Origin of the sequence: Ferruginibacter sp. SUN002 (genome assembly GCF_050611725.1) — a bacterium.
Lineage (GTDB): Bacteria > Bacteroidota > Bacteroidia > Chitinophagales > Chitinophagaceae > Ferruginibacter.
In genome coordinates, this window is record NZ_JBODJB010000001.1 from 3194118 (window position 1) to 3209519 (window position 15402).

Annotated in this window: 8 protein-coding genes and 1 tRNA gene; 4 read left to right on the plus strand and 5 right to left on the minus strand. The window is 36.9% G+C overall.

Translation table 11 applies throughout. The annotated features are described in order from the left end of the window. Positions 1-6: 6 nt before the first annotated feature. Both ACQ33O_RS13620 and ACQ33O_RS13625 read right to left on the minus strand, forming a co-directional pair. Positions 7-1122, minus strand: coding sequence for a PorV/PorQ family protein (locus ACQ33O_RS13620; RefSeq protein ID WP_430996141.1), 1116 nt, complete (start codon positions 1120-1122; stop codon positions 7-9). Between the two features lie 207 nt (positions 1123-1329). After that, positions 1330-6129, minus strand: a complete 4800-nt coding sequence (locus ACQ33O_RS13625) for a C25 family cysteine peptidase (RefSeq protein WP_430996142.1) — start codon at positions 6127-6129, stop codon at positions 1330-1332. Between the two features lie 196 nt (positions 6130-6325). Between ACQ33O_RS13625 and tyrS the strand changes: the two genes are divergently transcribed. The 4 genes from tyrS to ACQ33O_RS13645 all read left to right on the plus strand — a co-directional run bounded on the left by tyrS (position 6326) and on the right by ACQ33O_RS13645 (position 13542). Beyond that, entirely contained in the window at positions 6326-7609 is a 1284-nt protein-coding gene (tyrS, locus tag ACQ33O_RS13630; RefSeq protein ID WP_430996143.1) for a tyrosine--tRNA ligase, read from the plus strand. A 453-nt stretch (positions 7610-8062) separates the two neighbouring features. After that, entirely contained in the window at positions 8063-12289 is a 4227-nt protein-coding gene (locus tag ACQ33O_RS13635) for a gliding motility-associated C-terminal domain-containing protein (protein ID WP_430996144.1), read from the plus strand. A gap of 48 nt (positions 12290-12337) precedes the next feature. Continuing rightward, entirely contained in the window at positions 12338-13240 is a 903-nt protein-coding gene (locus ACQ33O_RS13640; protein ID WP_430996145.1) for a PorP/SprF family type IX secretion system membrane protein, read from the plus strand. A 231-nt stretch (positions 13241-13471) separates the two neighbouring features. Further along, positions 13472-13542: transfer RNA gene (locus tag ACQ33O_RS13645), tRNA-Gln, on the plus strand. Positions 13543-13971: 429 nt separating this feature from the next. On the opposite strand, the gene ACQ33O_RS13650 is transcribed toward ACQ33O_RS13645, so the two are convergent. From ACQ33O_RS13650 to ACQ33O_RS13660, 3 genes are all read right to left on the minus strand, one after another. Next, positions 13972-14550, minus strand: a complete 579-nt coding sequence (locus ACQ33O_RS13650; protein WP_430996146.1) for an exosortase/archaeosortase family protein — start codon at positions 14548-14550, stop codon at positions 13972-13974. 193 nt (positions 14551-14743) lie between these two features. Continuing rightward, the gene (locus tag ACQ33O_RS13655; RefSeq protein ID WP_430996147.1) at positions 14744-14989 is read right to left on the minus strand and encodes a hypothetical protein; all 246 of its coding nucleotides are present in this window, start codon (positions 14987-14989) and stop codon (positions 14744-14746) included. Positions 14990-15044: 55 nt separating this feature from the next. Beyond that, positions 15045-15402, minus strand: a 358-nt coding sequence (locus ACQ33O_RS13660) for a T9SS type A sorting domain-containing protein (RefSeq protein WP_430996148.1), incomplete at its 5' end; no start/stop codon positions are given.

Here is a 15402-nt window from a genome sequence, read left to right on the forward strand (position 1 = left end):
CACAGATTACTTTACAATTTTAATATTTTCTTTCTTGATCAGATTTACATGCAGAGAAAAAACATGAGTATATAACGGATTAGATTGATTGGCAAGATTAGTAAATGCATAATCGATCACTACATTATTCAATTTAAAGCCGGCTCCTAAAGTTGGCTGATATATCCAAACTTTTTTCTGGTTGATCAGATCGCCATCTGATAATGCTTTTTGAAAATTATTGATGCCTGCTCGTACAAAAAACACATCCTTTACCGCAGCTTCCAATCCGATATGCGGATCAACGCTTACCGCTTTACTACTTATTAGCGTATTTCTTTTACCATCAAAAGTCAGATCAAGATTCGCTTCAGCAAGAAGATTAACAGATTTACCTAAAGTGAAATTATAGCCCCCGCCCAAGATCAAACGAGGTGCGGTTAACTCGGTTGATTTAAGTGGTATAGCGTTGTTGGTAAGATAAAGCGCTTCTTTCTCTCTTTCCGTAAATTTAAACGACCATGCATTGAAGGTTGTTGTAAGATCCTTTGCTACTGCTGCCAAATGCCATTTATCTCCATGCAATTGTGCGCCGGCATCAATACCAAAACCCCATGCTGTAGCAAATGAACCAACTTTTCGGTGAATCACTTTTGCATTTACACCAAAACTGAAAGCGTGTTCTTTTATCGGTTTAAGATTTTGAGCAAATGAAAATACAACAGCATAATCAGCAGATGAAAAAGTTTGAATATTGTTGTAATTGATACTGCCATCAGGTTCTACCAAAAACAATGTATTGGGAATATCGTCTACGGCAAATCTTAAAACAGACAAGCCAAGTGTTCTTTTATTATCTTGTACAGGTATTGCTAAAGCTCCATAATCATATTTGCCAATGCCGGCAAAGTAAGATGCATGCATAAGACTGACATTAGGGTTATCTTTAACACCTACCAATCCGGCTGGATTCCAATACCCGGCAGTACTATTTTTGACACTGGCAATTTGTGCACTACCCATTGCCATAGCTCTGGCTCCGGCACCTATGTTTAAAAATTCGTTAGAATACTTTCTAAACTGGGAAAATAATAAGGCAGGGAAAAACAAGAGGAGTATTATAAACAGCTTTTTATTCAACATCTTTTTCTAATTAACAGTTGGTTATGATTATAAAATTTTTTAACGAAGCGGCAGCAACAAACTGACCATTCATTAAAACTACTTAATGTACAAATTTAATCAATATACGTGTGTTATAGAATTTCTGTTTGAATAAATATAGTTATGATATAGACGCTTTACCGAACCAAAAGGCTGCTTTTATACAAAAGCAGGCTTTCAATTCTTTTATTGAGTATTGGTTCCTGTTATTGTTAGTGAATGACCTGTATTTACCTGAACTGAAGCATTAGGTTTTGCCCTGATACTTCTACAGATAGCATCACTTTTAATAACGGGATAATCTGATAATCCTGAATTAATGATGACATCAGTATTCGCATCGGGTATTTCATGACAACTCCAGTTGCCTTTCTTTTCCCATGCATCATCAATTGCTCCTGTCCATGTATTGGCAAATCGAAGCACAAACTCATCTCCGGTAGTTAGAACAGCATTACTATTTGTAATAGCTCTATACTTTGTACCATACATAGATGAAGGCGGATTGTTGATGATCAGTGTATCTTTTTGAGCACCAGAGTACATTGGCCCGTCGGCAATATCGACATAACCACTTCCTGTATTTACCTGCCACTGATAAGTATTACCCGGTACATATTTACCGGCATACAACACAACAGATTCATCTGCACAACCTGCAGCCGGTGTTACAACAAGGTATCTATACAATACATTATTGAAATGATATTGTTCAGCCTGACTATTGTCAGGATTTATATCCAAATAAAATTCATTTACTCCCAAATAAGCAGCAGCAGGAATGTCATAAACAACCACCGCACTATCCCCTCCTTCCAGAGGTTCTATTTTTAATCCGTTGGTCTGTTTATTATAAACATGTGCAACTCCGTTAATATCGGTAATGGTTAAACGAACATCGATACTATCAAACGCAACATCACTTATGTTTTTGAATGCCACTCTAAAGTGAAGTGTATCATCTGCCGACACTGGCGCTGGAAAATTATATGCCAATGCTGGCGAAACAGCTCCTTCAGGTACTTTGGTGCCGGTAAGCATCCAGAATTTCAATTGTGCTGTTTTTGCCTGTTGGGGATCTGCATTGTTCATACGAAGCTTCAGATACGGATAAGTTGCAGCATCTATAAAAGCTATGGTTGTATCTTTTGCATCTTTTACTGTAGCAAGCACTATGTCCTGACCGGTAAAGTCCTTTCCAATTATATCAAATGTTTTTTCGGTGGTTGATGCCGGATCTGCAAACTCATCCCACTTGAAGTTTTTCCATTCCTTTGCAGGCCCCATCCATGGAGTTGTTACATCTCCAACTGTTTGTTTACCCGGTATATAATAATTATTAACGATGTGCTCATTCACCGAAGTGCCGACCGATTGATATATTGGAGTATTGATCGAATCACCTTTTCTGAATACAAATACGAACGGAAGTGCTTTAGTGAAAGAATCTATCATATGCAATCCGTAGTTGTGAAACTGGTGCCATAAAGATTTGCCACTGCCATATACACTTGTATCTGCCTTCCAGTTATTAATATAAGCTGCAGCAGGATTATTGAAAGTACTGAACAATAAACTTCTTATCAGTACAATTGATCCGTGAGGAATACTATCAAAGAAATCCATCGCACTTTTTCGGTAAGCTTGTTTGTTCATAGGAAACTCAAAGAAATGTCTCGGGCCATTACATACAGCCCCGCTTCCAAAACGGCCTTTTCCATCTAACTGCGTAGAGTTCTCCCATGGTGCTAAACTCGAACTGTCAAAAACATAGAATTGCAAAGGATGATCAATTGTACAGCCCCAATAATCAACCTGAATATCATCAAGATTTACATTGTTTTGATCCCAGTCGTAATAAGGATGAACACCTGCTCTTACTAATATCTTACCTATCTTATCTCCAAAAGCAAACTTTCTTGAATTTGAATCAATATCAATCGCATCGTACGTATTATTTTTATACTGGAAGTAATGCGATTGGTTAAATCCATCATCCGTTCCATTTATATAGATAAAAGAACTAGTATTCCAGTTAGTACCTTCGGCAACAGGCCCAACAGCAACTCTCCAGTAATAAACTGTGCTATCTGTCAGAACAAGACCGGGAGTAAATTCGATCATGCCGCCAATGGTGTTTACAGTTTTTACTACTTTTAGAGACGAATTAAATAATGCAGTTGTATCCATCTCCATAATATACTCCTTAGCCGCTGCAGTAGGGTTTGCCGTTGAGGCAATCAACAAAGGGTTATTATTATTAATGATTGCATAGTTGTATGGATAAACAGGTCGTATTTCATCTTCAATAATAGTAAAACTTTTTGTTGCACTATTGTTTATTTCCGATAATTCATCAATCTGATTGTTAGGATCAATGGTTACTGTGATCTGATTAAGTCCTTTATCTTGTAGTGGATTGATGGGCAAGATCACGACCACACTATCATCATAAGCAATTGGTTTTATCTTACCATTAAAAATTGCTTCTACAGTATTATTAGGTAACGTATGTTGTATCAACACAGTAATAGAATCACCTGTTGCTTTTCCAATGTTCAATATTTTTGCAGTGATGGTTACTTTATCATCTGCTACGCTTACCAACAAAGGCGAATAATTCAACATAGAATCCTTTATGGCATAATCAGCTTTGGTATGCGGATTAATAAGAATTGCAGGATCACCATGTAAAGTAATTTCTTCAACATGTGTTTGAGCAATATAATCAGAACTGTATGTTGTGATCATATTCTTAATAGTAGTTTGCAAAATATTACCAAGCGACTGGCCGTACATGTCGTTTGAAAGATTACGATAGAATTCTGTATTCCAGTAGTTCAATTGTGTTGGCAATCCAAAATGTGTACTGGCAATATATCCTATACTTCCTTTTTGATCGGCAAAAACAAATTTTTCCGAAAGTGTTCCTGCACTAAATGCTCTGGATGTATCAAACTCAAACAGATCGCCACTTTCGCATCCGTTGATCACAATTAAAGGATACTTACCTGTGTTGTTATAACTACCGGGATTATCTAAATTAAATTCAATTGTATTTGGAGATGAGTGGCCAAAATATGTGATCAAGCTCAAACCCTCACTAAATAAATTTTCAATTGTTTTGTTGGTACCAAGCGCTTTATTACTTCCGGAATTTGCACTAAACTGATAAACGTTTGCACCAAATAATGTATCACTCGCTATCTCTTCATACCCTTGCATATAACTTGTTATAAGTCCTGCTAAACTAGGATCATCCAAGCCTCCTGTTACTTCAGCAATGTTTTTCATCCACCCCTTGCCTTCAATAGTTTGAGGTGCTGTTTTTTGAACCAGCTCGTATTGTTTTATTTTATTAAGATAAATGGCAATTTCGTTCCCTGTAATAGCCGATAAACGACCAATCGGTATCAATGGAATTTCACCTGTACGGGTTGCCGTTAGTAAGTTATCTGACGAAGGAAAACCTATTGTGGGCACCATTGCCAACCTGTTGATCCAGGTAGAATTTTCGGAGCTTTTGAAACGATTATAATTCAACCCCTTTCCGATTAAAAAGAAATATTTTGGTTTAACTGTATAGTTTGCCAGTGTGTATGCAGCAAAATTCTTAATTGAAAGCGGATGGTGTTTTACACCAAAACCAAACTGATCGATCAACTGATCAATATTTACTATTTTGGCATTGTAAGCACCACCGGCTACAGAACTTCTATACTCTCTGTATTTCTCAACATTATTATTTCCTGCTCCGTCATCATATAATAAAGGATGACTGATGATTACATAATCACCTTGGTTTGCTACCAGCCCGTAGTTAACAAAATTCCTTTGAGTAAAATTATTTACATTCAGAATTTTAGTTGCATCGGTACTTAATAAAACAAATTTTCTGGTAACTGCCGATGCAGGCAGTGCAAATTTCATTAACCCGGAGCCCACTACAGCCGTATATCTCAGACCATTTGTAAGATCATATAATACCGGCACCCCTGATCCTGCAGTAAAACTGCTGATCTCTAGATATTTACCTGAAACACTTGATTGCAATTCAAAATAAAATTGAGATGCACCGTTAAAATTAAATTGTCTCGGATAAGTAAGTTCGTAATGCGACACTACCATTTTATCGGCAGTGGAACTACTTGCACTAGAAAACTCAAAACGAGCAGAGTCGTTTACAAAATATGCAAGTGGCACAGCAGTAGTTGTTACTCTGCTAATATTGTACCCATTGATGGGTGTTGTAACAAGAACATTGTTTCTTAATCTTGTAGTTACCGATCTGCTTGTATAAGCGTTACCGGCCATCACGGTACTTAATGTTGCTGTGGGGCCCGATGTATACACTTTCATGTTAGCATTATAATCCTGCAACTTTCCGGCAGGAGCAATATTATTGCTTGTCCAGCCTTCTGCTGTTTCATAAGATGCTGCACTTACCAGTTCACCAAGATCGTAACCAAAACCAACATTCATTTGATTTTTGAAATACTTGCTGAACTTATACATAAAGTATGACTCAGCCGGCAACACATTCCCTGCCACATCATTAACCGCATCGGTCATTCGTCTATTGGCAGACGTTGTATTTACTGTAAGAAAATATGCCGAAGTATCTGTATACAAACTGTTCTTGTCGCTCATTTGCAGTAGGTCAGTCTTGTAGAGTTTTGTATCCAGCTTCCCGTCATTCATTTCCCCGTAAAACTCTAAATAATCAGAGGCAGTAAGTGTACCTGAAGCAATACTTGTGTAAAGTGCTACCTCTTCCCCATTATGCCATAACTGAAAATCGGGAGCGGCTGTACTACCCAGCCCAATATTCGCCAATGCCGTACCCGATATACGATACAGACCGGTAGCACCTACATTAAATTTATAGTATGTTTTGCTGTAATCTATCCACTCATTGTTGTAGGTTTGGGCACTTGCAACAACGGAACCGAATAGAGCCGACAGGATCAGGAGGTATGTTTTCATTAAAGACTTTAAAAGTTACTACTAGAATATCAATGTTTTATATATTATATGCTCATTAAGATAAGCAACGGTAGCTAGGTAGACAGGTAAAAAATGTAAGTGGTTGCAAACTTAATTATTTTTTTCGATTTTTCTTGCCATTTTTGCAAAAGTTTACTCAACTGTTAAACGTTATAAATCAAAACATAGTATAAAAATGACAGGCAATTTGATAGAAGAATTACAATGGCGAGGTATGATACAAGACATTATGCCCGGAACCGAGGAGCAGCTTAAGAAGGAAATGACTGCCGGGTATATAGGTTTTGATCCTACAGCTGATAGCCTGCATATAGGTAGCCTTGTACCAATTATTTTGCTTGTACATCTTCAAAAGAATGGCCATAAACCCGTTGCCTTGCTTGGTGGAGCTACCGGAATGGTAGGCGACCCCAGTGGTAAAAGTGAGGAAAGAAACCTGTTAAGTGAAGAGGCTTTGCAACACAATTTGAAGGGCGTAAAAGCTCAGCTTGAAAAATTTTTAGATTTTAACTCAGATGCCCCAAATGCAGCTGAAATGGTCAATAACTACGACTGGTTCAAAGATTTTAGTTTTCTTGATTTTATTAGAGATGTAGGCAAGCATATTACAGTCAATTACATGATGAGTAAAGACAGTGTAAAAAAGCGTTTGGAAGGTGATGCAGGTATGAGTTTTACAGAATTTACATATCAACTGGTTCAGGGCTATGATTTTTACTGGTTGCACCGAAATAAAAACTGTAAACTTCAAATGGGTGGTAGCGATCAATGGGGCAATATTGTTACAGGCACCGAACTGATCAGAAAAAAAAGCAGTAGCGAAGCATTTGCATTTACCTGTCCTCTAATAACAAAAGCCGATGGTGGAAAATTCGGTAAAACAGAAAAAGGTAATGTATGGTTAGACCCCGTTCGAACATCTCCATACCAATTCTATCAGTTTTGGTTAAATGCCGCAGATGCAGATGCAGAAAGGTTTATAAAGATATTTACTTTCTTAAGTAAAACAGAGATCGAAGATATTATAACAGCACATCAACAAGATGCGGCCAAAAGAATACTGCAGAAAGCACTGGCAAAAGAGATCACCATTTTTGTACATGGGGCAGATGAATATAATAAGGCCATTGAAACAACTGAGAAATTGTTTTCCAACCAAAACGCCCCGGCAGAAAGTTTGAGCGAGGAAGAATTGGAAACCATTGAAGGCATTGTAAAAAACAATTATGAACTCAGTAAGATCCAAACAGGCGTTTCAGTGATTGATTTTTTAGCGGAAACAGGTATTTTTCCAAGTAAGGGTGAAGCAAGAAAAATGATACAAAACGGAGGTGTAAGCATCAACAGAAAAAAAGTTGAAACAATTGAGTTCAAGATCGATGATTCGATGATGCTTCACAATAAATATTTACTCATTCAAAAGGGTAAAAAAAATTATTACCTCATTACTGTGATCTGATCAAAATTCATCATCTTTTATTTTACAAAAACGTTGCTCTTTAGGCAGCGTTTTTTATTTGATATAAGTCTTGCAAGTAGCAATTGAAAAAAGGGTTAAAATGTTTTTAAATACGAGGGTTAAAAGCTATATTCGCTGTTCGAATTGCTTTCCTGAAGCCGGTTTCGAGAGTTTTGAATAAAATAACGTTCCCGGCAACGATTGCATAAAAAATCCAACTGAATATTCGATATAAGTAGCAACTTACACGAATATTTTGCTTCCATTATCAACCAAAACCGATTGTAAATTTTTATCTGTTGATTGATCAACAAATTAAACCAGCTGTATGACGATAGTATCTCTAACAAAAGGATACATTTTTCTTAAAAAAAGATGCTTTGCAGCTTTACAATCTCACATTAGTATTCAACCATTCAATTTATAAAACAACATCATAAAATGCTGCACAACATGAAAATGCAACTACCCGAGTTTTTGAACCCGAATAATACTCATAGGGGTGTTATTCAAAAGTTTTGGTCATCTGCTTTCAAAGCTGTTGCAATCCTCCTTATTGGATTGTCAGTGAACAAAGCAAATGCACAAGTTGTCTTTAACGAGACATTTAGTAACGTAACTAATGTCAATTATTCAACTGCCATTAATCCTTCCACTTTTAATACCCTGTTCGATAATACAGGATGGACGTCTTCTTCGAGCAGTGGTCAATCTTGTACAGAAGCAGGAACATTAACTATTGGAAGAAGCGGAAGTAGCGGTGGTAACGTGTCTACCCCGCAAATGGATCTTTCGGGAACCGATATTGTAATTCTTTCCTTTAAACTAAAGTTTTACGGCACCAACAGTATTACCGGTAGTACAAGCTCAAGAGTTATTGTACAATTAAACGGTAGTGATGTTTTCAGCGGACAAAAGGGTGTTGTTTCTATCCCAGCTGGTCAGGCAGATTATAATTCAACCGAATTTAAAACATACAATATCATATTAACAGGTGGTACAGCTACGTCAACAATTACATTCAGAGGTACATCATCTAACTATGCTTATGTAATAGATGATGTTGTTGTAACAAAAGCGGCTATGCCTACTGTTGCTACAACAACTCCCCCTGCAACAGTTAACTTTACCAGTGCGGTTTTAGGCGGAACTATCAATGCAACAGGTCTACCAATTTCAGAAAGCGGTATTGTATGGAGTACTTCTAATACAAATCCAACTACTGCCAACAACAAAGTCGCTACTGATCCATTGGTTACAAGTGGTGCTTACAGTGTAACTTTGTCATCATTAACTCCGGGTGTTACTTACTATTATAACTCATATGTAGTAACTCCGGCCGGAACAGTTTACGGAACGGCTTCTTCTTTTACAACTCCTGTTCCTGATTACAAATTAACCTCTAATACAGGAAATCTTGATTTCGGCGGTGTTACCATCAATACAACATCTGTGCTTTCTTACACAGTTTCAGGTAAAAACCTTGAGCCTGCTAGCGACAATATTTTAGTGACTGCTCCGGCAGGTTTTACAATAGCTCTTTCAAGCAACGGAACATTTGGTCCGACCTTATCACTTCCGTATTCAGGAGGTATATTAGCACCAACTACGATTTATGTAAAATTTGCTCCTACTATTGCTTTTGCTACAACAACCGGTACAATTACATTGAGCGGCGGTGGTGTTACTAGTGATTATATCATTAATGAAAAAGTGAGCGGTCGTGGTAAACTGGTTGATCCTGCAGTTGCCTCAAACGTAGGTAATGATTTCTGGTTAGGTTTCGGTTATCATGCAAGTATGAACAGTACAGGTTCGGGAAGAGCAAGACTTTCAGTATATGTATCTAACCCATCAACTGAAAAAGCAAGCGTAATGGTTGAAATACCTGGATTAGGATATACAGCAGGCCCTGTAGATATCGACGGGAATGGAGGTTTCTTCGAATTCGGTGATTTCCCATATGGAGATGGAACTGCAGGAAACGCAACAAATGCCCCGGATTCAAGACTTTACTACACAGGAACAAGTAACAGAGCAATCCATGTTTACAGTACTAACGGTGTACCTGTATCAGTTTGGTTGTATGATTATAGCAGCGGAGATGCAGCAGCCGGTAGCTTGGTTTTCCCAACCAATACATGGAACACATCTTACACAGTACAAACAATTGGCGGCGGTGCTAACAGTGCCGGTAGCCCTAACTCATATTTCTTTGTTATTGCCCAAGAAGATGATACACAAATTGAAATTACGCCAACCGGAGATATCTTAGATTCAGTAGCTATTAATACTATTGAAACTTCTTCAAACGTGAAATACTCTCCGGGCACAGGTACATTTACAGTTACTTTGAATACCGGACAAGTATTCAATGCCATCAGTACAATTGTTGGTGGTGTTGGTACCGATCTTTCAGGTACACTTATTAAAAGTACTAACTGTAAAAAGTTTGCAGTATTTGCAGGTAATGGTAGAAATGGTATCGGTAGCGATCTTTGTAACTATACTACAGGCGCAGGTACCGATAACTTGATTCAACAAATGTTCCCGAAAGTAGCATGGGGTACAAAATACTATACTGTACCTACCAAGCATATGGAATACAATACATACAGAATCACAGTTGACGATCCTGCTACACAGGTATGGGTAAACAAATCTGTAAACCCTACAGCATTGAGCGGATACGATGCGGTGCACAAATTCTATCAAATTTATACCAATTTACCTTCAGTAATTGAGTCAGATAAACCTATCAGTGTTACACAATTTATTTCTTCAGAAAGTTGTGGATCTAATGAAACTATTGGTAATAATGGTCAGGGTGACCCTGAAATGATCATCCTTAGCCCTGCTGCTCAAGCAATCAATAAAGTAACTGTGGTTTCTACTACCATTAAAAATGGTAATGGCCCAGGTGCACACTATATTAATGTAGTAGTACCTAATGCAGGTATCAATACATTTAAATTAGACTATGATTATTTAAATAATGTACAACCACTTGTTGATACAGGTAGCAGCAGTTATGTAGCGGGTGCATATCAAGGGTCTTCTGAATTGATTACTATTGATAAGGCATTCCAACCTTATCCATTTGATGCTAACTACTCTTGGGCTAAATTTAAAGTGCTTTCAGATAGAACACATACACTTGAATCTGCAATTCCATTTAATGCGATCGCTTACGGAACTGCAAAAGGCGAAAGCTATGGTTTCAATGCAGGTACTCAGGTAAATGACTTAACAACTCCATTAATTTTGAATAATCCGTTCGGAGATTCGCTTAACTCATTGAATACATCGAAACCACTTACAACTTGTAGAGGAACGGAAGTTGCACTATCTGCAACACTTCCTTTTGCGAATGTAGAAGGAAAACCAATTGTATTTAGTTATGGCGGGAACGCAAATATCAGTCCTAATGCAGATGATGTTATTGCAAACCCAGTCCTTAGCCATACTTTTGATTTCAACGGCCAAACATTCTATGTTTATAAATTAGCTCAAAAACATGTGTTTAGTGCTAATGGCGATTATCAAATAAATGTTACCTACTTCAACCCTTCTCCTTCAGATGGTTGTGGTCAGGGAGGTAGTAACAAAACAATTTCTTATACTATTAAAGTTGTTGATGGCATTGCTCCTGCTTATACTATTGACTACAATACTTGCGTAAGCAATACAGTTACTATTACCGATGCAACAAATGGTTTAGGTTATGATATTGTAAAATGGAATTGGTCTTATGACAATGGAAGTAAACCATTACCAAGCGGTCAGGATATTGTTAAAAACCCTGTGTTTACAAATCCTGCTAATAATACTGCTGCTAATGTTAAATTAATAGCGATCAACAGTATTGGCTGTTATGGTGAATTACAAAAATCATTGCCAACACCAACCATTCCGCAAGTAGTATTCAACAACCAATTTGCCCCGGTATGTTCTAATGCTGCAGTTATAACATTAAACCAAGCAACTCCGGCAGGTGGTGTATATTCAGGTGCAGGTGTTACTGTTAATCAAGGTGTATATACATTTAATCCTGCAGCTCAAGGCGTTTCTACAAGTGCGCCAAATGTTATAACGTATACAGTTACCGGTGAATCTGGCTGCTCTAATTCAGGTACTAATACAATTGTTGTAAATGCTTTACCGGTTGTTAGTGCAGGACCAAATCTTACAACTGTAATTAACAAGCCAATTACCATTACGGGTACAAGCTCTGTAGAAGGCGTTTATACATGGTCACCTTCTACCGGAATTACTCCTACAAATGCTTTGGTAACAGAAGCACAGATCGGTGAACTTGGAACATATACATACACATTATCGGTTCAATCGAATAATTGTACTGCATCTGATGACATGACGCTTACAGTAGTTCCTGATGTTGAATGTTTAGATCCGATGAGAGGATTTACTCCGAACGGTGACGGGCATAATGACAGATGGATCGTATTCAACGATGAAGGTTGCTTTGTAAAAGTACAGGTTGACGTTTACAACCGTTATGGCGGTCTGGTTTATCATTCAGATAAATACACTAACAACTGGATAGGCGAGTTTAAAGGCAAAGCGGTTCCAGATGCTACTTATTACTATGTAGTAAAAGCAACACAGGCTAACAAAAAAGTTATTATTAAAACAGGTAATGTAACCATCGTAAGATAATAACCGTAAACAGTAAATAAAACAATGACCATTAAAAAAATAAATAATATGCAACTAAAATCAATCATTGCTGTGCTGTTTTTAAGTGTTAGTGCTGCTAACGTTAATGCACAACAGATTTTTAGAATGAGCCAGTACCAACAGCATAATTTTCTGTATAACCCTGCAGCTGCCGGTGCAGCCGATCAGGCTTCGGTAGGAGCATCCTACAGAAAAATGTGGGCAGGCATTGACGGCGGACCACAAACAACCATTTTGTTTGGCGATAAATATTTTGCTAAGAAAAAAGTAGGTGTTGCCGTTGCTTTGTATGATGATAAAACAGGACCTACCAGTCGTACAGGCGGACAAATAAACCTTTCTTACAGTATCCCTTTAAAAGAAGGCAGACGTTTAATGTTTGGTTTGGGCGGACAAATACTTCAACAAAAATTAGATAAAGCTGCTTTTGCTGAATCTGATTATTTTGATGATACCGACCCGATCATGTCGGCTCCTGCTAATGTTACCAAAGGAGATGCATCTGCAGGTATTTATTACAAAACACCAACCGTTAACTTCGGTTTCTCTGTACAACAATTGATCCAATCAAAACTTGATTTTATCAAAGGAACAACCAATACACAAGGCAAACAATACAGACACTATAATTTTACGGCAGATTATTATGCAAGAACTGATGAAGACAATGTGTTAATTCCAAATGTTTTGGTAAGATATCTGCCTAATGCACCTGTTGATATTGAAGGAGGCGTAAGATTAGAACACAAGAACATTTTATGGGTAGGGTTCAATTATCATTACAAACAAAGCTATGCAGCTTTTGCCGGTGTTAAAATACAAAACAAACTGGCTATTGGTTATGCTTACGATGTTTACAAAACACCATTGAGTGTTTTTGATGATGGTGGCGATGCTCATGAAATATCTTTGAGATACTTCTTCAAATAACTGATACGATCAAAATAATTAAAAGGGGCTTAATATATTTAAGCCCCTTTTAATTTCTATACCTATTAGCCAAGAAATCTTCCTATCTTTCTCATATCACATTTAAATTCAAGCTCTTTTAGCTTGAAAAGCCTCTTAGAAATAAAGATTTCAATTATTATTAAATTCCTTTTGGGACTTTTATGTTCTTATTGTAAATTTGCACTCCCAAATCGATTTTGGGAAAATGATTGGGTTATGGTGTAACGGTAGCACTACAGATTTTGATTCTGTCTGTCTAGGTTCGAATCCTGGTAACCCAACAAAAAGCAATCTGTTAAGGTTGCTTTTTTTGTTTTTCGGTATTCCCTGCTTCTTTAAAAAAAATTCGTTCTATCAACCAGAAAAATATAAAGGGAATCGGGGAGTTCAATTTTGTAAAGCTTAAATAGTCCGATAAATATTGTACCCTCATGTCAACTGCAATTGGATATAAATTGAAATGATCTAATCCATAAAGTAATATTTTCAAAAGAAAATACACAGCCCACAACGAAAGATAAACTTTTATGAAAACATTGAATATCTTTTTCGACACTGCATACCACATTATAATTATACCGGCTACAGGAATAAAATAAGTCCATAAAGCAATAAAAAGTGAATGATATTTATGGAGGAAATATGTTGCCTTTAACCAATCTAAGGTAAATGAGCCAAGGGTTATAAGAAACATCAGTAAAATAAAAACACTAGTTCTTTTCATGCTTAAATCCTTTACGGGTAAATAATACCCATCCGCAAAATATCAACAGATACAATAAAAGTGTAAAAATATACTTGTGGTTCAATTCAAACATTGGTCGATGATATGCATATAACCAGTACAACATTGTTACCCTGATCACATTGGCAAGCATTATAACGATCAGTCCACCTAACCCAAATGCAATTTTTCGTTTAATAGAATAGTATGGCAGTAATATGATCAAGCCTAAATAGATAACAAATAAATCCAGCCCATTACAAATATCAGCTATAATAAAAACAGGCTTATCTCTTTGCAACAACTGAAACCCCCCTTTATTTCCATGATATACAGGATCCATGGTTAACTTCGGGTCAACCGGTAAAAAAGTATTGATACAGGCCATAGCTCCTATAGTCGTTACTTTTGTCAGCATTTTATCAGGCACATTTGACGGCTTTAAAACAAAATTGTACAATAGTTGCCAGGCAACAATCAAAATTATCAATTGAAGAAAGAATTTCTTGATTGCTTTGCTCAACTTTTCGTCACTACCAAAAAGCTTGAATTGATTTGACGTCATAATCTAGGTAATGAGGTTTAATAGTAATTAGTATATAAGGTTATTTCGAGAATTAATTGAATATATGAAAGTACATTATACTTCTGAAAATAAAAAGTGTTATTAATTAATCGGTGACATTGAAATAAAAAGTGCATCCCTCCTTTCGGAAAAATGCACTTTAATTTTATTGGCTTGTAAACTAAATAGTTAGTTAAGCCTGAAGAGTTGTTGAAGCATTCATTCGCTTCATCACTTTCATAGCTAAAAATGAACCGGCTGCGATAAGTAATACTGTCATTCTCGGATCTAATGGTACAGCCTGTGGCTCAGCATCAGGGTTATCTCCGGGATTCTGACCAAGCACTAAACTTGGTAAAACAGTCATACATATGATAGCTACCAGAGGAATGATGTTTCTTACCACCTTACCTCTCACTGATTTTAAATTAACGCTCATTCTTTAACTATTTATTGTTTTTACCTTTTGTTTTATTATCGGTTATTATTAAACGTTAGTTCACAATAACTTTTTCAACTTGTTTAACACCATTTGGTCTTACTAATTCTACGTGATAAATACCTGCTGTCATTTTCGGTAATGCTATGCTTTGTGTAGCATTGCCACCTGCATGTTCAAACATTGTTTTTACCATTTGCTGACCAATGCTGTTCAATATTCTTACATTGTATCTGCCTTTTTGTTCATTGTTCAAGCGGATGCTTATCCTTCCATCATTGATGATAGTTGTATTCAACGTAATGCTTGGAACTGATGAACCATAAGTTACTGTTACAATATAAGTGTATTTGGTTGCTCCTGATAGATCTACGGTTTTTATACGGTAGTAGTTCAATCCGGCTACAGGTGCC

Bases quoted from the DNA above. Each gene is read 5' to 3' on its own strand.
- ACQ33O_RS13620 (WP_430996141.1), bottom strand. From the start codon at position 1,122: ATGTTGAATAAAAAGCTGTTTATAATACTCCTCTTGTTTTTCCCTGCC.
- ACQ33O_RS13625 (WP_430996142.1), bottom strand. From the start codon at position 6,129: ATGAAAACATACCTCCTGATCCTGTCGGCTCTATTCGGTTCCGTTGTT.
- tyrS (WP_430996143.1), top strand. From the start codon at position 6,326: ATGACAGGCAATTTGATAGAAGAATTACAATGGCGAGGTATGATACAA.
- ACQ33O_RS13635 (WP_430996144.1), top strand. From the start codon at position 8,063: ATGAAAATGCAACTACCCGAGTTTTTGAACCCGAATAATACTCATAGG.
- ACQ33O_RS13640 (WP_430996145.1), top strand. From the start codon at position 12,338: ATGCAACTAAAATCAATCATTGCTGTGCTGTTTTTAAGTGTTAGTGCT.
- ACQ33O_RS13650 (WP_430996146.1), bottom strand. From the start codon at position 14,550: ATGACGTCAAATCAATTCAAGCTTTTTGGTAGTGACGAAAAGTTGAGC.
- ACQ33O_RS13655 (WP_430996147.1), bottom strand. From the start codon at position 14,989: ATGAGCGTTAATTTAAAATCAGTGAGAGGTAAGGTGGTAAGAAACATC.